Below are 22,304 nucleotides of genomic sequence, written 5' to 3' on the forward strand. Positions count from 1 at the left end.
CTGGCATGCGATGCCCGCGGACGAGGTGGTCGCCGCGCTCGGGACGCACCCCCGTGACGGACTCGCGGACGCCGAGGCCGCGCGCCGTCTGGCGCGCGATGGCCCGAACCTCCTGCCCGAGGGCGCGCACCGCGGCCCGCTGCTCATCCTCCTCGCGCAGTTCGCCGACTTCACGGTCGCGGTGCTCGCGGCGGCCGCCATCCTCGCGGGCGCGCTCGGCGAACCCGGCGACATGGTCGCGATCCTCGCGATCCTCGCGATCAATGCCGTGCTCGGCTTCGTGCAGGAGTATCGCGCCGAACGCGCCGTCGCGGCGCTGAAGGATCTCGCCGCACCGCGCGCGCGCGTGCGACGCGATGGCGCGACCAGGACGGTCGCCGCCGCGCTGCTCGTGAGCGGCGACCTCGTGCGACTCGAGGCCGGTGACATGGTCGCCGCCGATCTCCGCCTCGTGGAAGCGGCGGACCTGCGCGTCGCCGAAGCGGCGCTGACCGGCGAATCGGAATCCGTGGGGAAACAGGTGGCGCCTGTGCCCGAGTCGGCACGGCTCGGCGACCGGCGCGGGATGGCGTACAAGGGGACGGTGGTCGCGAGCGGGCGCGGACTGGGCGTCGTCACCGCGACGGGCATGCGCACCGAGCTCGGACGCATCGCGACGCTGCTGGCCGAGGTGGAGGTACCACGCACGCCGCTCCAGCAGCGCCTCGCCCGCTTCACGCGGCGGCTCGCGCTCGCGGTGCTCGCGATCTGCGCCGTGCTCTTCACGGCGGGATTGCTGCGCGGCGAGCCCGCGGGGCTGATGCTGCTCACCGCCCTGAGTCTCGCGGTGGCCGCGATCCCCGAAGCGTTGCCTGCGGTGGTGACGGTGGCACTCGCCCTCGGCGCGCGTCGCGCGGCGGTGCGGCACGCGCTCATCCGCCGTCTGCCGGCGGTGGAGACGCTCGGCTCCGTCACCTACATCTGCTCGGACAAGACCGGCACGCTCACCGAGAATCGCATGCGCGTGGTCGCGGTGCGGACCGCGGCCTCGCGCGACGCGGATCTCCCCATCACCGGCGAGCTACCGCGCGACCTCCTGCTCGCGCTGGCGCTGAGCAACGACGCCGACGTCGCCGCGGACGGCACGTGCGCGGGTGATCCGACCGAGGTCGCGCTGCTCGAGGCCGCGCGGTCCGCGGGAGTCGAGAAGTCGTTGGCCTCGCAGGCGCTGCCGCGGGTGGCGGAGTTGCCGTTCACGTCGGCGCGAGGTCGGATGACGACGGTGCACGCGGGGCCCGGTCGCGTGGTGGCCTTCACGAAGGGCGCGCCGGAAGTCGTGATCGACCGGTGCGTGCGCGTCGCGGACGGTCCCGCGCTCGATGGCGTCATCGGGGAGTCGCGCGCGGTGCTGCATGCCGCGGCCGATCGGCTCGCGGCGGAGGGGATGCGCGTGCTCGCGATCGCGATGCGCGAGCTCCCGTCGCTGCCGTCCCCCCTCGTGGCGGCGGAGGTCGAGGCCGAGCTGACCTTCCTCGGACTGGTGGGCTTGCTCGATCCCCCCCGCGCCGACGCGGCGGCCGCGGTCGCCGAGTGCCGGCGCGCGGGGATCAAGGTGGTGATGGTGACCGGCGATCATCCGGCGACGGCGCGCGCGATCGCGGCCCGGCTCGGCATCGTCGATGGCGTCCACGCGCGCGTGACGCCGGAGGAGAAGATCGCGATCGTCGAGGCGCTGCAGGCGCGCGGCGAGTTCGTCGCCATGACGGGCGACGGGGTGAACGACGCGCCGGCACTCAAGCGGGCGAACATCGGCATCGCGATGGGGCGCGCGGGGACCGACGTCGCGCGGGAGGCGTCGGACCTCATCCTGCTCGATGACCACTTCGCGACGATCGTGAGTGCCGTGCGCGAAGGCCGGCGTATCTACGACAACATCCGGAAGTTCGTGCGCTACGCGCTCACCTGCAATTCGGCCGAGATCTGGACCCTCGTCCTCGCGCCGCTGATCGGGTTGCCGATCCCGCTGCTGCCCATCCACCTCCTGTGGATCAACCTCGTCACCGACGGGTTGCCCGGGGTCGCGCTCGGGGTGGAGCCGGGCGAGCGGTCCCTCATGCAGCGTCCGCCGCGCGCACCGGACGAGAGCATCCTCGGGCGCGGGCTCTGGCAGCACGCGGTGTGGGTCGGGCTTCTGATGGGCGGTGCCACGCTCGCGACACAGGCGTGGACCTGGTCGCGCGACGCGCAGGGGGCGTGGCAGACCATGACGTTCACCGTCCTCGCCTTCCTCCAGGTGGGGCACCTGCTCGCGATCCGGTCGGAGCGCGAGGCGTTCCATGTGGGGTTCTGGCGCAACCCCGCGCTGCTCGGCGCGGTGGCGTTGACCGTCGCGCTGCAGCTCGCGGCGCTCTACCTGCCGGTGCTCAACCGCCTGCTCCGGACGCAGCCGCTGACGATGCGTGAGCTGGGCTTCTGCGCACTGGTATCGACGGCGGGGTTCGTCGCGGTGGAACTGGAGAAGGCGGCGATCCGTCGCGGCTGGCTCTGGCGCGAACGCGGCGTCGATGCGCCCGGCGCCGCGGCACCCGAGGTCGGGTAGCGCCTTCAGGGAATCCTGTGCCCGCAGGCCGGGGCTTCGCTCTCGCGCACGCGTGCGCGATGCGGCAGGGTGCAGGAGGTCCTTCATCAGGAGTCGCCATGTACCGCACCATCCTCGTCCCGGTCGACGGGTCGAAACTCGCGGAGCGCGCACTCTCGCTGGCGATCCCGCTCGCCGAGCAGCATCACGCGACGTTGCTGCTGGTGCATGCGCACGCGCCGATGATGCCGCTCACCTTCGGCGGGGGTGCGCCGGTGGGCGACACGGCGCTCGACGAACAGCTCGAGCGCGACAGTCGCACCTACGTCGAACGGCTCGCGCGCCGCACCGCGAAGCTCACCGAGGTCCCCGTGGAAGCCGTGTTCCGCACGGGCAAGGCGGTGCCGACGCTCTGCGCGGTCGCGGCCGAGCGTGGGGCGGGGCTGATCGTGATGAGTACGCACGGTCGCGGCGGCTTCCAGCGACTCTGGCTGGGGAGCGTGGCGGACGCGCTCGTGCGCCACGCCACCGTGCCGGTGCTCCTCGTGCGCGGCGCGCGACCGACGGCGAAGCGGATGGCGGGCTCGCCTCCGTTCGTGCGCTTCCTCGTGCCGGTGGACGGCTCGGCCCGCGCCGAGGCGGCGATCGACGCGGCGAAGACGCTGGCGGGAACGGCGCCCACCCGGCTCGTGCTGGTGCACGTCATCCATCCGATGTCGGCGGTGGCCGGCATGAACCTGAAGCGCGATCCGGTGGCGGAGCTCACGGCCGCATACCTCGAACCGCTCGCGCGGCGAGTGGCGACAGCCTCGCTCGACATCCGGATGGATGCGCGGGTCGATGCGAACGTGGCGCGCGTGCTGCTCGAGGCAGTGGAACAGCACGACGCCGATCTCATCGTGATGTCGGGGCAGGGACTGAGCGGCGTGCAGCGCCTGCTGGTGGGGAGCGTGGCCGACAAGCTCATCCGGACGGCCACGGTGCCGGTGCTGGTGGTGCCACGCGCGGAGGGAGACGCTACGATTCAGGCATGACGATCCCGTTCCGATCCGTGCGCCTCGCCGCGCTGACGACCCTGTTCACCTGGTCCGCGGCGGGATGCGCGGGCGCGACCGCGGCGGGTGGCGCGCCGGCGACCGTCGCGCCGGACGCCGGCCCACCACCGGTCGATGGCGCGCTCGCCGCCCCGCAGGGCGAAGTCGAGCAGACGACCTTCGCCGCCGACCTCAACGTCGTGCTCCTCGCGATGACGCGACTGCCGACCGGCATCTACTACCGCGACATCGAGGAGGGGACCGGCGTCCCCGCCACGGCGGGCCGAGAGGTGCTCGTCTCGTACGTCGCCATGCTCCCGGACGGCACGGAGATCGATCGCACCGCGCCGGGCGCGCGCCCGCTCGCCTTCAAGGTCGGCGAGGGGATCGTCATCCGCGGGTGGGATCTCGGCGTGCGGGGTATGCGAGTGGGCGGGACCCGCCAGCTCGTGGTGCCCTCGCGGTTCGCCTACGGTCCGCGCGGCACCGCGAAGGTCCCGCCGAACTCGGTGATGGTCTTCGTCATGCGCCTCGACGGCGTGCGGTAACCCTCCTCTCCTCACCACGGATCCCATGCGCGCATTCGCTCGCGGTTCGTACCTCCTCGCCTCGCTGTTCGCCCTCGTCCTCGCGGCCGGCCGCGCCGCGCCGCTCGCCGCGCAGGCGCCGACGGTCGCCGCCACCCCGCGTGACACCATCACCGAGGTGCGGCTCAAGGACGGCTCGGTGCTCTACGGCCGGGTGACCGAGGAATCGGCGGACCGCGTGGTGCTCGTCACCTCCGCGGGGGTGCGGCTCGAACTGCAGCGCGCGCAGATCGAATCGATGCGCCTCACGACGGGGCGTGCGGTGGACGGCGCCTTCTGGGTGGAGGATCCGAACGGCACGCGGCTCTTCTTCACCTCCACCGCGAGGCCGCTCCGGAAGGGGGACGGCTACATCTCGAGCTTCCAGCTCTTCCTGCCACTCGTCGCGTACGGCGTGACCGACCGCTTCACCATCGCCGGCGGCACGCCGATCATCCCCGAGGCCTTCGGCCGCGTCTGGTACTTCGCGCCCAAGTACACGGTCGCGCAGCGCGAGCGCTCGGCCTACGCCGTGGGCGCCCTCGGCTTCGTGCTCCCTGAGGATGTCATCGACGACGGTTCCGTCGGCATCCTCTACGGGGCGGGCACCTGGGGGACCAGGGATCGCGCGCTCACGGCGGGCGCGGGTTGGGGCTATCACTGGGCGAGCGGCACGTCCGACGTCGCGAGCCATCCGATCGTGATGCTGGGCGGCGAGACGCGCGTGAGCCGTCGCGTGAAGCTCATCACCGAGAACTGGATCTTCACCGGCGGCGACAACGAAGGCTTCCTCTCCGGCGGCGTGCGCTTCATCGGTGACCGGATCTCCGCCGACCTCGGCATGGGCGGCTTCACCGGGATCGGGAGCGGGTGCTGCTTCCCGCTCGTCAACTTCGTGTACAACTTCGGCCAGCGCTGAGCGGAGGGTAGAAGGCGGAAGGGAGAAGGACGAAGGGCCGCCCACTCGGACGGCCCTTCTTGCTCCTTCCACCTTGACCGCGGCTACTTCTGCCGCGTGCCGCTGAACGTCGCGCCGCCCTGACCGGCGAAATCGACGGCACCCTTGATGTGGTCGGCATCGACGATCACGCCGAGGAAGCTCAGCACCACGGTGCTCTCGCCGCTCGTGGCGAGGTCGAACATCAGTGAATCGCCCTTCACCGTGCCCTTGAGCGCGCGCACGCCCATCATGCGCGACTCGTAGGTGCCGGTGAGGGTGTTGCCCTCCTGCTTCAGCTTGAGCGTCGGCGTGCCGGTGCCGTTCTCGGTCACGACCTCGAGCGCCCAGGTCCCGGTGACATCATGCAGCGCGACCGCCGCGAAGGCGGCCGAAGCGGTGAGGGCGAGGCCGACGACGACGAGCGCCGCGGTACGGAACGAACGAAGGGTGCGCATCAACGATCTCCTTGGAATGGAACGGGGGCGCGCCCAGGTCGGACGCGCCCCCTTTGATACCCTGCAACCTAACGGACCTTCCCTACGGGAGCGTGATCGCCAGGCCCGAGGGCTTGAGCGTCTCGTTCAGGCGCGGGAGCTTGGCGAGCAGGGTCTGCGCTTCCTTGCTGGCGTCATCGAGCGCCTTCATCGCGTCCGCCGCGCCCTTGGTGATCGCCGCGCTCGGCGCCTCCCAGATGCCGAGGAGCAGGCCCTTCACCTGACCGACGCGTCCGAGGGCGTTGCCCGGCTGCGCCGCGCCACCACCACCGAACCCGCCGCCACCACCACCACCACCCGGGCCACCCGGGCCGCCCGGGGCCGGCGCCGCCGGCGCGCCCGGCATGCGGAACTGCACGCCGAACTTCGTGCGCACCGCATTGAACTCGGTGCGGAACGCGTCGAACGCCGTCTTCATCTCCGGCGTGATCGTCGCCGTCGAATCCATCTTCGCCGTCACCTGCGTGAGCTGCGTCGCGAGCGCGGTGAGCCGCGTCGCCACGTCCTGCCCGCGCTGCTGCGCCGCGTGCAGGTCGTTCGCGAGCTTGTCGTACGCCACGCGCGGCGCGCCGGCGAAGCGATCGGCGACCTTCGGATCCATCACGATCGTCATCGGCTTGCTGTCGATGACGGTGCCGTCCGCGACGAGCGAGACGGTGTAGGTCCCCGGCGTCGCCCAAGGGCCGGCGTTGCCGCCGCCACCGAACCCGCCGAAGCCACCGCCACCGCCCGGGCCGCCCGCACCCGGACCACCCGCGGCGCAGGGATTCTGCGGCTTGTAGCCCGCCTCGGGGAGCGCCACCGGCACGCCCGGCACCGCGGGCGTGCGATTGCCACCACCCTGCCCGAACTGCCCGCCGCCACCACCACCACCGCCGCCGAACCCGCCCGGGCCGCCCGCCGGCGCACCGGTGATCGGCGCGACGCGCTGGTCCCAGCACACGGTCTGGATGCCCGCGCGGTTCTTCGTCGCCGGCACGGTGAGCTCACGAACGACCTTCGTCCCGCTCGAGATCCGCACCATCAGCGCCTGCGGCGGGGTCTTCACGTAGAACGAGATCACCGCCTCGGTCGGCGGATTCTCGCCGATGAAGGTCTGGTGGCCCCAGAACTCGTCGTTGCGATCGTCCTTCGCCTTCCACTGCAGCGCGGTCGGCACCGAGAAGAGGCGCGCCGCCGCGACCGACTGCGCGGCCGTGTACTCCTGGATGGGCTCGAGGTGGTCGAGGACCCAGATCGCGCGGCCATGCGACGCCACGAGCATCGCGTTGTCGCGCGGGTGGATCGTGATCTCGTCCACGCGGACGTTCGGGAAGTTCGCGCGCAGGCGCTTCCACGTCGCGCCGCGGTCGAGCGAGAGGAAGATGCCCGACTCGGTGCCCACATACAGCACGTTCGCGTTCCGCGTGTCCTCGGTGAGCGTGTGCACCACCTCGCCGGCGAGGCCGCCGTCGATGCGACGGAAGCTCGTGCCGCCGTCGGTGGTCATCCACACGTACGCGCCGTAGTTGTTCTGCCGGTGGTCATCCACCGCCACGTACGCGACGTTCGCGTCGAAGCGGCTCGGCACGACCTCGGCGATGAACGCGCCGGCGGGGAAGCCGGGGAGGCGGCTCGTCACGTCGGTCCACGTCTTGCCCACGTCCTTCGTCATCTGCACGGCGCCGTCGTCGGTGCCGGCCCAGATCTGCCCCGCCTGCTTGGGCGACTCGGCCAGCGCGACGATCGCCGGCCACACCTGGATGCCGTCGTTGCGCGCGATGCGGATGTCGGTGTTCTTCACGCCGAACATCGTCGAGTCGTTGCGGTTGCCGTTGCGTGTGAGGTCCGGCGAGATCACCGCCCACGAGTCGCCGCGATCGGTCGACCGGAACACCTTGTTGCCGCCGACGAAGAGCACGCCGGCCTCGGTGCCGTGGATCATCGGCGTGTCCCAATGGAAGCGGTACGGGGGGTCGCCCGCCGCCGGGGCCGGCGTCACGTTCGTCGCATTCGGACGGATCGACCGCGACTCGCCGGTGACGACGTTGCGACGGATCGTGTTGCCGTCCTGCGACTCGGTGAACACCCAGCGCGAATCGCGCGGGTCGGGGATGGCGACGAAGCCGTCGCCGCCGAGGATCTGGAACCAGTCGTAGTTGTAGATGCCGGCGCCGTGGCGCGAGGCGCTGGGTCCGCACCAGTTGTAGTTGTCCTGCATGCCGCCGCAGATGTTGTACGGCATCTCCATGTCGTAGCCGACATGGTAGAAGAGCCCCACCGGCAGGTTCGGGATGAAGGTCCAGGTCTTCGACATGTCGTATGACACCGCGAGACCGCCGTCATTGCCGATGAGCACGTGCTCCGAGTTGCCCGGATCGATCCAGATCGCGTGCACGTCGTCATGCGTGACGCGCGCCGCGTCGGTCTCGATCGTCTTGCCGCCGTCGATCGTCATCTGCATCCCCACGCCGCCCATGTACACGCGGTCGGCGTTGTTGGGATCGATGCGCACCTGCGAGAAGTACATCGGGCGCGGGTTGGTCGCGTTGAGCTTGCGCCAGGTCGCGCCGGCGTCATCCGACCGCCAGAGCCCGGTCTTGCCCGAGTCCACCGGCACGATGCTCGGCGCCTCGATGCTCGCGTACAGGATGTTCGGGTCCTGCCGGTAGCTGTCGAGACCGATGCGGCCGAGGTCACCGGCGGGGAGGCCGCCCGCGAGCTTCGTCCACGTCTCGCCGCCGTCCACCGACTTGAAGATCCCGCTGCCGGGCCCGCCGCCGTTCATGCAGCAGTTGGTGCGGCGCCGCTGGTACATCGACGCGTAGAGCACGCGCGGGTCCTTCGACGACATCGCGAGGTCGTTGGCGCCGGTGTTCTCGTCGCCGGCGAGGACCTTCCGCCAGGTGCGGCCGCCGTCGGTCGTCTTGAAGACGCCACGCTCGCCACCGGGGCCCCACAGCGGACCGGTCGCGGCGACGTAGACGATGTCGTTGTTCGCCGGATCGATGACGATCCGGTTGATGTGCTTGGTGTCGCGCAGCCCCATGTGCGTGAAGCTCTTCCCGCCGTCCACGGACTTGTAGACGCCGTCGCCCCAGCCGGTGGACTGGCGGTTGTTCGACTCGCCGCCGCCCACCCACACCAGATCCGGGTTGGTCTGCGACATCGTCACGTCGCCGAGGGACATGAGCCCCTGGTCCTGCAGGAGCGGCGTCCACATCGCGCCGTTCGACGTGGTCTTCCAGAGGCCGCCGTGCGCGGTGGCGACGTAGTAGACCGCGGGGTTCTTCTCGTACACCGCGAGGTCGGCCACGCGGCCGGACATCGTGGCGGGACCGATCGAGCGGAAATGCAACGCATCGAACTCGGTCGCGACGGGGAGCTGGGCGAGGGCCGGTGTCGCCGCGGCCGCGAGGAGCGCGGTGGCGAGGGCCCGATGACGCAGGTGGATCACGGTGGATCTCCACGCACTGAGGGTGGACTGCACGCCGGACCGCCGAGCGGCCGACAGGCGTAGAACGTACGGCGCGGCGGCTTCGCTGGGGAGCCGATAGCTTTCCGCCCCATGCGCATCCTGCTCCGCCTCCTCGGCGTCCTCGCGGCGCTCGCCCTCGTCCTCGTCGCCTCCGCCTGGTTCGGCGGGCGGGCCTACCTCCGCCGCTCGGTCGCCCAGTACGAAGGGTCGGTCGCGGTGCCCGGACCGGGCGCCGAGATCGAGGTCCTCTTCGACGCCCGCGGCGTGCCGCAGGTCTACGCCCGGACCGACGCCGACGCCCGCTTCGCCCTCGGCTGGCTCCACGCCAGCGAGCGGCTCTTCCAGATGGAGCTCACCCGGCGCATGGCGCGCGGCGAGCTCTCGGAGATCTTCGGGGCGATCGCCGTCGAGCTCGACGAGGAGCAGCGCCGCCTCGGCTTCGCCTGGCAGAACGCGCGCGACATCGGGTCGCTCGACCCCGCGGTGCGCGCCACCATGGAGCAGTACCTCGCCGGCGTGAACGCCTGGATCGCGCAGGCCAAGCCGCTGCCGCCGGAGTTCGTCATCCTCGGCTTCAAGCCGCGGCCCTGGACGGTCGAGGACGTGAGCGTGGTGGGCTTCTACCAGAGCTGGTTCTCGCTCACGCTCATGGACAAGGGCAAGGACTATCGCGAGGTGTTCGGTCGGCTCGGCGGCGACGCCAGCCGGCTCGCGAATGCGGTGCATGCCTGGTCACCGGCCACGGTCCCGCTCACGCAGGCCGCCCCGAAGATGACCAAGGCCTCCAACTCCTGGGTCGTCGCGCCACGGCACTCGGCGAGCGGCGCCGCGATCCATGCGTCCGACCCGCACCTCGAACTCTCCAGCGCGCCCGGACTCTGGTACGCCGTCGGCCTGCACTCCGCCGAAGGGCTCGAGATGGTCGGCGTCAGTGCCCCGGGGTTCCCGGCCATCACCATGGGCCACAACGGCACGGTGAGCTGGGCGTTCACCGTCGCGCCGGTAGACCTGGTGGACGACTACAATGAAGTGATCGAGGGGGCCGACACCCCCACCCCCCGCGTGCGGACCGCCGACGGATGGGCGCCCGTGCTCGTGCAGGCGGAGACGATCCTCGTGAAGGGCGAGGCGCCGCGCATCGCGCGGATCCTCCGCGCGCCGCGCGGGCCGGTCATGACCGTGCGCGGCGACACCGCCCTCGTGCTCCACTGGTCCGGCTACGACCTCCCCGCCTGGAGCGTGATGGCCGGCGTGAACGCGCTCGACCGCGTCAAGGACTTCGAGGGATTCCGTCGCGCCGTCACCAACCTCGGCTCGCTCGCGGTCAACTGGACCTACGCCGACAAGCAGGGCAACATCGGCTACCAGCTCGGCGCCCCGATCCCCGTGCGCGACGGCTACGACACCTTCGTGCCGCAGTCGGGGACCGACGCGCGCGCGCAGTGGCGCGGCTACCGCCCGCTCGAGGAGCGCCCCTTCGCGCTCAATCCCGCGCAGGGATGGCTCGCGACCACCAACGACCAGGTGGTCGGTGACGCCTATCCGTATCCGATCCCGGGCTACTACGACCTCACCCGCAAGACGCGCATCGCCGCGATCCTCTCCGCCGCGGTGCGCGGCACCGACACCACGGGGACCGACCCCAACGGGAAGGTCGGCGTCGCCGCGATGACCGCAGCGCAGATGGATCTCGTCTCGGGGAACGCGGTGCGCTGGCGCCTGCTCGCGGCCACCGCGGCGGAGCAGGCGGGGAACGCGGCCGCCGCCAGGTCGCTGCGCGACTGGAACGGTCGCGTCGCGGTGAGCGATACCGCCGCCACGCTCTGGGCCTACTGGTGGCACGCGCTGCCGCGCGAGCTCTTCGAGGACGAACTCGGCGCCGATTGGCGCAAGGCGGCGTCCCTCACGCTCGCCGCGCTCTCCGACAGCGCCGAGGCCTTCGCCGACGATGCGCGCACGCCGGACCGCGAGACGCTCGAGGCGATCGCCGTGCGCGCCATGCGGAAGGCGCTCGCCGAGCGCTGGCAGCGACCCTTCGGCGAGATGCAGACGCTCACCGTGCGCCATCCGCTCGCGAGCGTCGCCGCACTCGACAAGTGGCTCGGCCTCACGCGCGGCCCCATCGCCATCGGCGGGGACGACGCGACGCTCGACGCGGCCTTCGCGCGGTTCGACACCACCACGCGCGCCCTGCACGACGAGGCGGGGCCGAGCATGCGCTTCGTGCTCGACTGGGCCGACGTCGATGGCTTCACGCTCAGCCGCCATCTCGGGCAGTCGGGGAATCCGCTCAGTCCGCACTTCGCCGACTTCCTCGAGCCGCACCTCGCGGGCGAGGCGTGGCCCATGCCGTTCACGCGCGCGAAGGTCGAGGCGCGCGCCGTGACGACGCTCCGGATCATCCCCGCCCGGCAATAGCCCGTAGGGTCGTGCGCATGGGGTGGAGTCGGCGCCGGAACGGCCGATACTCATCGAAGCACCCATGCGCACTCGACTCCTTTCCCGCGCCCCCGGCGCGCTCCTCCTCGGCCTGATCCTCACGGCCTGTGCGAAGGACGCCGCCGCCCCCGCCCCCGTGGCGGGGATCATCGTCGTGCAGGGAGCCGACCAGTCGGCGCAGGTCGGCAAGGTGCTGCCCACCGCTGTGATCCTGCGCGCCATCGACTCCACCGGCAACGGGATCGAAGGGCGCACGCTCACCCTCCAGATCGGCTCGGGCGGCGGCGCGGTCACGCCCACGTCTGCCGAGAGCGATGCGTCGGGCGAGGTCCTCGCGACCTGGACGCTCGGGCCGAGCGCGACGACGCAGTCGTTGATCGCGACCGCGCCGGGGTTGGAACCGGTGATCGTCGCCGCGACGGGCCTCGTGCCCACGCAGGTGGTGATCGCGCAGGGGAACAACCAGACGGCGCGCGCCGGTGTGGCCCTCCCGGTCTCGATCGTCGTGCGCGTCCTCGGCGCCAACAACGTGCCGATGGTCGGCATCCCCGTCGCGGTGCAGGTCACCGCGGGCGGCGGGTCGTTCACGCCGCAGACCGCGTCCACCAACGCCACCGGCGAGGTGACGCTGCGCTGGACCACCGGCGCCGTGGCCGGCGCGAACACCGCGAGCATCCAGGTCTGGACGCTCGACCCGGTCACGATCTCGGCGACGGGCACGCCGTAGCGGTGCTGATGGAAGTGTAGGGGAATCCCCGGACAGGTTCCCCCCGACACCCGACAGCGGAGACAAATCACCAGCCGCAACGTGTGGGGCATTAGCCCTCCACGAGGCACGCCGCTGATGACTGAAGTCGCTCCGCACGCCCGGACCAACGGACGCCACAAGACGCTCGATGCGAACGAGGCGGTCGCCTCGGTGGCGTATCGCCTCAGCGAGGTGATCGCGATCTACCCGATCACTCCCGCCTCGCCGATGGGCGAGCATGCAGACGCGTGGAGTGCGGATGCGAAGCCCAACCTCTGGCACCGCGTCCCCGAGGTGATGGAGATGCAGTCCGAGGGTGGTGCCGCGGGCGCGGTGCACGGCGCGCTCATGACCGGCGCGCTCACGACGACCTTCACGGCGTCGCAGGGGTTGCTGCTCATGCTCCCCAACCTCTACAAGATCGCCGGCGAACTCACGCCCTTCGTGCTCCATGTGGCGGCGCGCACGCTCGCGACGCATGCGCTCTCGATCTTCGGCGACCACAGCGACGTGATGTCCGCGCGCATGACGGGGATGGCGCTGCTCTGCTCGGGGAACGCGCAGGAGGCGCAGGACCTCGCCGCCGTCGCGCACGCGGTGACGCTGCGTTCGCGGATCCCGGTGCTGCACTTCTTCGACGGCTTCCGCACCTCGCACGAGATCACCAAGGTCGCGCGCCTCGACGACGACACGCTGCGCGCCCTGCTCGACGACGAGGCGCTCGCCGCCTTCCGCGCGCGCGGCCTCGACCCCGACCATCCGACGCTGCGCGGCACCGCGCAGAACCCCGATGCCTGGTTCCAGGGGCGCGAGGCCTGCGAGCCGTTCTACGCCGCCTTCCCCGGGCTCCTCGCCGAGACCTTCGCGAGGTTCAAGGCGCTCACCGGCCGCGAGTACCAGCTCTTCGAATTTGTCGGCGCACCGGATGCGGAGCGCGTGATCATCATGATGGGCTCCGGCGCCGAATGCGCGCACGAGACGGTGGAGTGGATGCAGGAACGGGGCGAGAAGGTCGGGGTCCTCAAGGTCCGGCTCTTCCGCCCCTTCTCCGCGGCGCACCTGCTCGCCGCGCTCCCGCCCACGGCGCAGCGCATCGCGGTGCTCGACCGCACCAAGGAACCCGGCGCGACCGGCGAACCGCTCCTCCAGGAGATCGCGCTCGCCCTCGTCGACGCGGTGGCCCGCGGCGACCGCAAGGTGATGCCGCGACTCATCGGCGGTCGCTACGGCCTCTCCAGCAAGGAGTTCACGCCGGCGATGGCCAAGGCCGTCTTCGCCGAGCTCGCGAAGCCCGCCCCCAAGTCGCGCTTCACCATCGGCATCCGCGACGACGTCTCCGGCAGCTCGCTCCCCTGGGACACCGAGCTCGACATCGAGGCCGACGACGTGCGCCGCGCGATCTTCTTCGGACTCGGCTCCGATGGCACCGTCTCGGCCAACAAGGCCACGATCAAGATCATCGGCGAGAAGACCACGCAGTACGCGCAGGGGCACTTCGAGTACGACTCCCGCAAGTCGGGATCGACGACCATCAGCCACCTGCGCTTCGGTCCGCGCCCCATCCGTTCCACCTATCGCATCGCGCGCGCGCAGTTCATCGCCGTGCACGACCCGGAGTTCCTCGAGCGGCGCGACGTCTTCGACGCGGCGATGCCCGGCGCGACGGTGCTCGTGAACACCGCGGTCCCCGCCGAACGCTTCTTCGACTCGCTCCCCGTCGAGGCGCAGCGGCAGCTCATCGACCGGCACTGCAAGGTGTACGTGATCGACGGCTACGGCGTCGCCGAGCGCGCCGGACTCGGCCGCCGCATCAACACGGTGATGCAGGCCTGCTTCTTCTCGCTCTCCAAGGTCCTCCCGTTCGAGGAGGCGATGGCGCACATCAAGGCCAGCGTCGTCACCTCCTATGGAAGGCGCGGCACCGAGGTGGTGAAGCGCAACATCGTCGCGCTCGACACCGCGCTCGCCTCCCTGCGCTCGATCGAGCTCCCGGCGGCGCCGACCACCGCGCGGCATCGCCCGCCCGCGGTGCACGGCAAGGCCCCCGACTTCGTGCAGAACGTCACGCGCCTCCTCCTCGAGGGACGCGGCGACCTCCTCCCGGTGAGCGCCTTCCCGCCCGACGGCACCTGGCCCACCGGCACGAGCCGCTTCGAGAAGCGCGCGATCGCGCAGGAGATCCCCACCTGGAACGAGGATCTCTGCGTCCAGTGCAACTTCTGCTCGATGATCTGCCCGCACACGGCGATCCAGACCAAGGTCTACGCGCCCGAGGCGCTCGCCGGCGCGCCCGAGGGCTTCAAGTCGATCGCGCAGGACATCTATCCGATGGCCGAGGGCACGCGCTTCACCGTGCAGGTCGCCCCGGAGGATTGCACGGGCTGCGGACTCTGCATCGAGGTCTGTCCCGCCAAGGATCGCAAGGCGCCGTCACGCAAGGCGCTCATGGCGACGCCGCTCGACCTGCACCGCGACCGCGAGCGCGAGGCCTTCGCCTTCTACGAGACCATCCCGTCAGCCCCGCTCGGCGGGATCGAGATCGAGAAGCGCTCGGCCGCGCTGCGCTTGCCCCTCATGGAGTTCAGCGGCGCCTGCGCCGGCTGCGGCGAGACGCCGTACCTCCGGCTCCTCACGCAGCTCTACGGCGACCGGCTCGTGATCGCCAACGCGACGGGGTGCTCGTCCATCTATGGCGGCAATCTCCCGACCACGCCCTACACCACCAACGCCGACGGGCGCGGGCCGGCCTGGGCGAACTCGCTGTTCGAGGACAACGCCGAGTTCGGCTTCGGCATGCGGCTCTCGCTCGACACGCTCGCCGGTCGCGCGCGCAGTCTCGTCGAGGCGCTGGCGAGTCGCCTGCCCGAAGTGCTCGTGAGCGGGCTGCTCGCACCGGCCGGTCACGACGACGCGTACGTCGCGGCCCAGCGTGAACGCATCGCCGCGCTCGAGGCGCTGCTCAAGGCCGATGCGAGCGCCGACGCGCGCGCGCTGCTCCCCATCGCGCACCATCTCGTGCCGCGCTCGCTCTGGATCGTGGGCGGCGACGGCTGGGCGTACGATATCGGCTTCGGCGGGCTCGACCACGTCCTCGCTTCGCAGAAGAAGGTGAACGTGCTCGTGCTCGACACCGAGGTCTATTCCAACACCGGTGGGCAGGCGAGCAAGGCCACGCCGCTTGGTGCGGCCGCGAAGTTCGCGACCGCGGGCAAGCCGGGGCGGAAGAAGGACCTCGGCCTCCTCGCGATGAGCTACGGGCATGTGTACGTCGCGCAGATCGCGCTGCAGGCGCGGAGCCAGCAGACCGTCGAGGTGCTCCTCGAGGCCGAGCGGCATCCGGGACCGAGCCTCGTGATCGCGCACAGCCCCTGCATCGCGCACGGCTACGACCTGCTCAAGAGCCCGCAGCAGCAGAAGCGCGCGATCGACAGCGGCATGTGGCCGCTCTACCACTACGACCCGGCGCGGGTGGACCGCGGCGAGTCGCCGCTCGTGCTCGATTCGCCCGAGCCGCGGCTCGACGTGGCGAAGTACATGGAGCAGGAGGCGCGGTTCCGGATGGTCGAGCTGCGCTCGAGCGAACGCTACGCCGAGCTGCTGGATGCCGCGCGCGATGCGGTGAAGCAACGTCGCGCGCTGTACGAACAGATGGCCAAGATCCACCTCCCGCCGGAGCATCACCATGGTTGACCTCCGAACGACCTGGCTCGGACTGCCGCTCGTCAGTCCGATCGTATTGGGCGCGAGCCCGCTCTCGCATGACGTCGAACTCGCGGCGCGGGCGGTCGAGTCCGGGGCCGGGGCGGTGGTGATGTACTCCCTCTTCGAGGAGCAGGTGGTCAACGAGCAGATGGCCGCGCATCACTTCATCGATGCGCGTGCCAACGGCGACGCCGAGGCGAGCGGGTTCCTCCCCGATGTCGACGTCTTCTCCCTCGGCGCGGAACCGTATCTCCGGCAGTTGCAGCGCCTGCGGGCGCGGCTCAAGGTGCCGGTGATCGCCTCGCTCAACGGCACCACGCCCGGCGGCTGGACCGAGTACGCGCGGGCCTGCGAGGCGCGCGGCGCCGATGCGATCGAGCTCAATCTCTACGATGTCGTCACGGCGATGGACGAGGGCGCCAAGCGGGTGGAGGATCGCCAGATCGCCGTGGTGGAGTCGGTCACCCACGCGGTGGACATCCCGGTGACGGTGAAGATCGGCCCGTTCTACACGTCGGTGCCGTCCTTCGCCAAGCGGCTCCAGTCCGTGGGCGCGCACGGCATCACGCTGTTCAATCGCTTCTACCAGCCGGACATCGACCTCGACACCCTCGGCGTCGACCGGCGCCTGCAGCTCTCCGCGCCGCGCGAGTTGCCGCTGAGGCTGCACGCGCTCGCCGTGCTCTCCCCGCACGTGCCCATCTCGCTCGCCTGCACCGGCGGCGCGCACTCGGGACAGGACGTGGCGAAGGCGCTGCTCTGCGGCGCGGACGTGGTGCAGGTGACTTCCGCCCTGCTCGAGCATGGGCCGGAGCACGTCGCGACCATGTTGCACGACCTGCGCGCCTGGCTCGGGCACACCGGGTACGTGTCGAGCGACGAGGCGCGCGGCGTGCTGGCGATGGGGACCGCGCCGGATGCGCACGTGTGGGAACGGCTCAACTACATCCGGCTGCTCGACGGGTGGCGCGCCAAGCACGTGACGCCGAAGCAGACGACGGGCAAGACGGCGTCGGGCCACTAGGGCTCAGCGCACCACCCGCTCGCGGCTGAGCGCGTTGTACGCGACCGCCGCCCCGAGCGGCGAGGTCGCCCACATCGCCGGGCCGCCGAACATGCCGGCGAGCGCGCCACCGTACGTCGCGACGACGTTCGAGCGCAGCCCCTTCGAGCGCCCGAACGCGTGGATCGCGAACGTCGTCCCGAGCGGGGCGCCGACGAACGCGCCGAGCAGCGGCGCTCCCCAGTCGTTCTCGCTCGCCGCCATCATGTCGCCGATCACCAGTCCCGCCACGGCGCCGAGCGCCCAGCCCACCGTCCCCGCCGCCATCTGCCCGGGGAGCGGCGCCGTCGCGCGCGCGCCGCGCGGCGGCGGCGTCGTGCCCCGCGCCTCGTGGCCGAACCGGTACTGGATCTCCGCCGCGAGGAGTCGCGCGCGCTGACCGGTGCCGTTCACGCGGACCGTCGGCGTGACGCCCTGCTCCACCCGAAGCGCGAACCCGAAGCGGCCGCGGTCGAGCCCCGCGCCAAGCGTCAGGTTCGCAGCGACGGGCGCGGACTCGTACTCGCGATCGGTGAAGTCCGGGCAGTCTATGGAATACGTCCCCGTCACGCCGATGCCGCCGGTGACATCCACCCAGCACTCGCTCTGGAAGGCTGCATTCACGCCGCCGGCGATCCAGGCGCGCCGGTCCGAGTAGCGCCGGACGGAGACCCCGAGGTGCGTGCGCGGGACCTGCAGCTTCGACGCCTCCGAGAACTCGCTCGGCGCCGGTCCGCCGTCGGCCAAGATCCCGCCATACCCGAGCTCGGCCCGCCAGGTGAGTCGCTCGGCGAAGGGGCGCTCGTAGGCGACACCGAGCGACCCCGCAGGCGCGGCGGAGCCGAGCGCCGTCGGCCCGGGGACGCTGCTCGCCCCCATGGCATAGTAGGCCGACCACCCGCGAGGGAGCGCGGGCGAGTCCTGCGCCGCCACGGCGACCGGGAGGAGGACGAGGGCCGGGACGACTGCGCCGCGGAGGGCGGCGCGGAGGGTGGTCAGGCTGGTGCGACGGAACGCTGAGGCGCGGTGCATGCGGAGCGGGGAGGTGAAGGTGGGAGCCACACCCTCATGCTACGTGGACCGCCTCGGCGCGCCCATACGTCACCTGTCGTAGGCGCCTACGGCGCGAAGAGCCCCGGGACCGGGATCACCAGCGGCTCGGCGGCGCCGGGCGGGTGCCAGACGAGTTCCTCGGTCCTGACCAGCGGCAGGATCGCATCCGGCGTCCAGACCTCGACGAGCGCGCGGTCGATGTCCACGATCCAGAGGGTCTCGACGCGCTGGCGCTGGTAGAGTCGTCGCTTCTGGAAGCGGTCCTGCTTCGCCGTCGAGGGACTCAGGACCTCGACGACCAGGTCGAGCGTCCTGAGCGACGACCATTCGCTCAGGCCCGCCTCGTCCCGCGCGGTCACGAAGACGTCCGGTTGCACCAGGACGTCCTCTCCCCAGGACACATCCGCCGGGCTGGTGAGGACCTCTCCGAGGCTGAGACGCTCACAGTACGGCGCGAGCGCGACGACGAGTCGTGTGACGACACGCTGGTGTGGCATCGTCGGCGCGGGGGTCACGAGCAGTTCCCCGTGCACGACCTCGTACCGCTGCCCGTCCTCCGGCAACGCACGCACCATGTCCGCAGTGAAGTACTGAGGAGCGAGAGGCATGACCACAGCGTACGCTCGGCGGCGAGGGTTGGCAGGGCCCCCCCCCCCGGGGTCGCGGGCCACACCCGTTCAATGCGCCTACGGCGCGAACAATCCCGCGACCGGGATCACCAGCGGCTCGACGGCGCCGGGCGGGTGCCAGACGAGTTCCTCGGTCTCGATCACGGGAAAGAGCATGTCCGGATGCCACACCTCCACGCATCCACGCTCCTCGTCCAGCAGCCACAGCGTCTCGACCCCGTGCTGGAGATACAGCTTCCGTTTCTGGAACCGGTCGAAGCGCGCACTCGACGGGCTCAACACCTCTGCGATGAGCGTGAGGCTTCGGATCCGGCTCCAGTCGCCGGTCGCCGCTTCCCGCTTCGGGACGACGAAGACATCAGGCTGCACGAGGATATCAGGACCCCACGAGATGTCCGCGGGACTGAGCATCGTCTCGAACGTGCCGAGCGCATCGCAATAGTCCGCGAGCCGCCTCGCGATCCGGAAGGCGATCCGCTGGTGCGCGCCACGTGGGGACGGGCTCACCAGCAGCTCTCCGTGCACGACCTCGTACCGCTGCCCGTCCTCCGGCAACGCCCGCACCATCTCCGCAGTGAAGTACCGGGGAAAGAGAGGCATCACACCACCTTGAAGTTCCGCATCATCCCCATGTCCTCATGCTCGAGGATGTGGCAATGATACAGATACGTCCCCGGATGCGACGTGAACGTCACCTGCACCGACACCGTCTCCCCCGGCAGCACCAGCACCGTGTCCATCCAGCCGCCATCGACCAGGCCTTCGCGCAGCGCGTTCTCCGCCTTCCCGCCCGTCCGCGACAGCACGCGGAACTGCCGCCCATGCATGTGGATCGGATGCGCCATCTGCATCCCCATCGGGCCGCCGGCGTTCTCGTAGCTCCACACCTGCGTCGCGCCCGCCGTGACCGTCTCGTCGGGCGCCGTCTCGTGCATGTCGAACGAGCGCCCGCCCATGAACCACACCATCCGCCGGAAGGTGAGCGGCACCTGACGGCGCGGCGCGTCGGCGACGGGCTTCCATCGGTCGTCGAACGTCGCGAGCCGCACCGGGAGCTTCGCCGCCGACCGCTCGCGACGGGCGACGGTGATGCCGAGCAGCGTGAGCGGTGCACCGAGGGGCACGCCACCGCTCGGGCGCTCCATCGCCATCATCCCCATCCCGCCGCCGCCCATGTCGAGCCCCGCGTCGCCGAGCGGGAAGGCCTCGCTCCGCAGCGCGAGCGTGCTCCCCACTGCGCGCGCGCTCAGGTCGAGCCAGAGCTCCACGCGCTGCCCCGGCGCGAGCGTCACCGCGCGCTGCTCCACCGGCCGCTCGAGCAACCCGCCGTCGGTGCCGAGCACCGTCATCGGCGTCGCGTCGCTCCAGGCGAGCTTGTAGATGCGCGCGTTCGACCCGTTCAGCACGCGCAGGCGATACGCGCGCGTCGCGAGCGACCACTGCGCGTCCGGATTGCCGTTCACGAGCATCACGTCGCCGGTGAACCCCATCTCGCGCTCCATCATGCTCGCCGCGTAGCGGAACTGGTTCTCCGCGTCGAACGACCGGTCCTGCAGCACGCAGAGCAGCTCGCCGTCGCCCGACGGCAGCGCGAGCGCGCGCTCCTCGGGATCGCTCACCACGATGAGCCCCGCGAGCCCCATGTTCACCTGCGGCCCCGTCCGCTCGTGCGGATGCGGATGGTACCAGTACGTCCCGGCCCGGTTCTCCACCGTGAACTCATAGAGGTACTCCGAGCCCGCGGCGATCGCCTTGTGCGGATGCCCGTCCGCCGCCTCCGGCACGTCGAGCCCGTGCCAATGCACGATCGACGGTTCGGCCAGCGCGTTATGGAAGCGGATGCGCACCTTCTGCCCGCGCACGAACCGCAGCGTGGGACCGAGATGCGATCCCTCCACCGCGGTGAGCGCCGTCGCCGGCCCCTTCGTCACGGCACCGGTGAAGCGCCACACGGTCGTCTTCTTCCCCGGTCGCAGCTGCACCTCGGCGGTCGCGGCGGTGAGCGCGATCTCCACGTCCGGTTCGAACTCCGGTGCGAAGTCAGCGCGCGGATCGTCCCCGCGACGCGGCGACGGCCAGCCGAAGGGCGCGAGCGCGGCGGCACGCGTGGACGAGCCGACGAGGCCGGTGAGACCGAGCGCGAGGAGTTGCCGACGCGAGAGTGACATCAAGCGGGATGGTGTGGGACGCTTGCCAGTGGGGACGTGCCGTATCCTCGCATGGTAGGAGCGGCCGCGCGTCGCCGCCATCAGCCGAGTCCTGACAGGGCGCAGGGAATGCCGCAGATTTCGGCATGGACATCTCTCGCCGACTGAAGATCGCGACCCTCGCCGCCGCCGCGCTCCTCGCGCCGACGGCGCATCCGCTCGCCGCCCAGCAGCCGCGATACCCCACCGCCTGGGACGCCGCGCATCTCGAACGCCCCGACGTGAAGGCCGCGCTCGCGCATCTCGAGGCCGGCTTCCCCAAGCAGGTGGACGAGTGGATCCGCATCGCGCAGATGCCCGGCAAGTCCGGCCACGAGCAGCAGCGCGGCGCGTACGTGAAGGCCGAGATGGAGAAGCAGGGCCTCCGCGTGAGCGTCGATTCCATGGGCAACGTCACCGGCATCCGGAAGGGCACCGGCGGTGGCCCCACGATCGTCTTCGCCGCGCACATGGACATCGTCCACTCGCTCGAGACCAACACCACCGTGCGCCGTGCCGGCGACACGCTGCATGCGCCCGGCATCTTCGACAACAGCGCCTCGGTCGCGAACATGCTCGCCACCATCCGCGCCCTCGACGCCGCCAAGGTCGTCACCACCGGCGACCTCGTCTTCGTCGGCACGGTGCAGGAGGAGCTCGGGCTCCGCGGCATGGACTACTGGCTCAAGCACAACCCGCGCCCCGACCTCCTCATCGCCATGGACGGCGGGCTCGGCGCCGTGAGCTACGGCGCGCTCGGCATCTATTGGACGCGCTATCGCTTCAAGGCCGCCGGCGCCCACACGCTCCGCTCGCGCGGCCAGCCCACGCCCGTGCTCGCCCTCGCCGACGCGGTGCAGCGCATCTACGCCCTCCGTCCGCCCCCGCTCCCCAACGGCGCGGTGATCAACGTCGGCCAGGTGCACGGCGGCGAGATCTTCAACGGTATCCCGCAGGACCTCTTCTTCACCGTGGACCTGCGCTCGAGCGACCCCGCGCTGCTCGACTCGCTCGACCGCCGCATCACGGCCATCGCGCAGGAGGCGGCGACGCGCGAGAAGGTCCAGCTCGTCGTGGAGACCGAGCAGAAGAACGGCGCCGGCGGCACCGCGCGCATGCTCGAGCCCGCCCGCCGGCATCCGCTCGTGCAGACCGCGATCGACATCCAGAAGCAGCTCGGCGTCTCGTTCGGGATGCCGGGCGCCGAGGAGGCGATCGCGAGCGGGAGCACCGACGCGAACATCGGCGTGGTGATGGGGATCCCGAGCATCAGCATCGGCCGCTCGGAGGGCGGCAACCAGCACACGCTCACCGAGTGGGCGCATTGGCCGAGCGCGCTGCAGGGGACCAAGCTGACGCTGCTGCTGGCGACGACGTTCGGGGATGGGGTGAAGCCGGTGGGGGCGAGGTTCGTGCCCTGAGGAGACGAAGGAGGAAGGTGGAAGGAGGAAGGCGGG

15 protein-coding genes are annotated in these 22,304 nt (G+C 71.1%); 9 read left to right on the forward strand and 6 right to left on the reverse strand.

The window, feature by feature from the left end; all coding sequences use genetic code 11:
* Positions 1–10: 10 nt before the first annotated feature.
* From IPJ78_05920 to IPJ78_05935, 4 genes are all read left to right on the forward strand, one after another.
* Complete coding sequence (locus IPJ78_05920) at positions 11–2,578, forward strand: cation-translocating P-type ATPase (protein ID MBK7906088.1); 2,568 nt, start codon at positions 11–13, stop codon at positions 2,576–2,578.
* 98 nt (positions 2,579–2,676) lie between these two features.
* Positions 2,677–3,591, forward strand: a complete 915-nt coding sequence (locus IPJ78_05925; GenBank protein ID MBK7906089.1) for a universal stress protein — start codon at positions 2,677–2,679, stop codon at positions 3,589–3,591.
* Positions 3,588–4,139 carry an FKBP-type peptidyl-prolyl cis-trans isomerase gene (locus IPJ78_05930; protein ID MBK7906090.1) on the forward strand — a complete coding sequence of 184 codons (552 nt, stop codon included), beginning with the start codon at positions 3,588–3,590 and terminating at the stop codon, positions 4,137–4,139. The genes IPJ78_05925 and IPJ78_05930 overlap by 4 nt, the downstream gene beginning before the upstream one ends.
* A 25-nt stretch (positions 4,140–4,164) precedes the next feature.
* Entirely contained in the window at positions 4,165–5,076 is a 912-nt protein-coding gene (locus IPJ78_05935) for a hypothetical protein (GenBank protein MBK7906091.1), read from the forward strand.
* 83 nt (positions 5,077–5,159) lie between these two features.
* On the opposite strand, the gene IPJ78_05940 is transcribed toward IPJ78_05935, so the two are convergent.
* Both IPJ78_05940 and IPJ78_05945 read right to left on the reverse strand, forming a co-directional pair.
* A complete protein-coding gene (locus tag IPJ78_05940) occupies positions 5,160–5,552 on the reverse strand; it encodes a hypothetical protein (protein ID MBK7906092.1) in 393 nt (130 codons plus the stop codon).
* Between the two features lie 82 nt (positions 5,553–5,634).
* On the reverse strand, positions 5,635–9,027 hold the full coding sequence (locus IPJ78_05945) for a hypothetical protein (GenBank protein MBK7906093.1): 3,393 nt from the start codon (positions 9,025–9,027) through the stop codon (positions 5,635–5,637).
* A gap of 111 nt (positions 9,028–9,138) precedes the next feature.
* Here IPJ78_05945 and IPJ78_05950 point away from each other — a divergent pair, with 111 nt between their 5' ends.
* From IPJ78_05950 to IPJ78_05965, 4 genes are all read left to right on the forward strand, one after another.
* A complete protein-coding gene (locus IPJ78_05950; protein MBK7906094.1) occupies positions 9,139–11,466 on the forward strand; it encodes a penicillin acylase family protein in 2,328 nt (775 codons plus the stop codon).
* Positions 11,467–11,530: 64 nt separating this feature from the next.
* Positions 11,531–12,214: a hypothetical protein gene (locus IPJ78_05955; GenBank protein MBK7906095.1), complete on the forward strand. Its 684-nt coding sequence runs from the start codon at positions 11,531–11,533 to the stop codon at positions 12,212–12,214.
* Positions 12,215–12,331: 117 nt separating this feature from the next.
* The gene (gene nifJ, locus IPJ78_05960) at positions 12,332–15,925 is read left to right on the forward strand and encodes a pyruvate:ferredoxin (flavodoxin) oxidoreductase (protein MBK7906096.1); all 3,594 of its coding nucleotides are present in this window, start codon (positions 12,332–12,334) and stop codon (positions 15,923–15,925) included.
* A complete protein-coding gene (locus tag IPJ78_05965; GenBank protein MBK7906097.1) occupies positions 15,918–16,961 on the forward strand; it encodes a dihydroorotate dehydrogenase-like protein in 1,044 nt (347 codons plus the stop codon). Before nifJ ends, IPJ78_05965 begins: the two co-directional genes overlap by 8 nt.
* A 3-nt stretch (positions 16,962–16,964) precedes the next feature.
* Here IPJ78_05965 and IPJ78_05970 read toward each other — a convergent pair whose 3' ends face one another.
* The 4 genes from IPJ78_05970 to IPJ78_05985 all read right to left on the reverse strand — a co-directional run bounded on the left by IPJ78_05970 (position 16,965) and on the right by IPJ78_05985 (position 20,829).
* On the reverse strand, positions 16,965–18,011 hold the full coding sequence (locus tag IPJ78_05970) for a hypothetical protein (GenBank protein ID MBK7906098.1): 1,047 nt from the start codon (positions 18,009–18,011) through the stop codon (positions 16,965–16,967).
* Between the two features lie 86 nt (positions 18,012–18,097).
* On the reverse strand, positions 18,098–18,640 hold the full coding sequence (locus IPJ78_05975; protein ID MBK7906099.1) for a Uma2 family endonuclease: 543 nt from the start codon (positions 18,638–18,640) through the stop codon (positions 18,098–18,100).
* Positions 18,641–18,718: 78 nt separating this feature from the next.
* Positions 18,719–19,261 carry a Uma2 family endonuclease gene (locus IPJ78_05980; GenBank protein ID MBK7906100.1) on the reverse strand — a complete coding sequence of 181 codons (543 nt, stop codon included), beginning with the start codon at positions 19,259–19,261 and terminating at the stop codon, positions 18,719–18,721.
* Positions 19,261–20,829 carry a multicopper oxidase domain-containing protein gene (locus IPJ78_05985; protein MBK7906101.1) on the reverse strand — a complete coding sequence of 523 codons (1,569 nt, stop codon included), beginning with the start codon at positions 20,827–20,829 and terminating at the stop codon, positions 19,261–19,263. The genes IPJ78_05980 and IPJ78_05985 overlap by 1 nt, the downstream gene beginning before the upstream one ends.
* 125 nt (positions 20,830–20,954) lie before the next feature.
* On the opposite strand from IPJ78_05985, the gene IPJ78_05990 reads away from it, so the two are divergent.
* Entirely contained in the window at positions 20,955–22,268 is a 1,314-nt protein-coding gene (locus IPJ78_05990) for a M20/M25/M40 family metallo-hydrolase (GenBank protein MBK7906102.1), read from the forward strand.
* The last annotated feature ends 36 nt before the right edge of the window (positions 22,269–22,304 follow it).

The sequence above is a fragment of the Gemmatimonadota bacterium genome, from assembly GCA_016714015.1.
Taxonomy (GTDB): Bacteria; Gemmatimonadota; Gemmatimonadetes; order Gemmatimonadales; family Gemmatimonadaceae; genus Pseudogemmatithrix.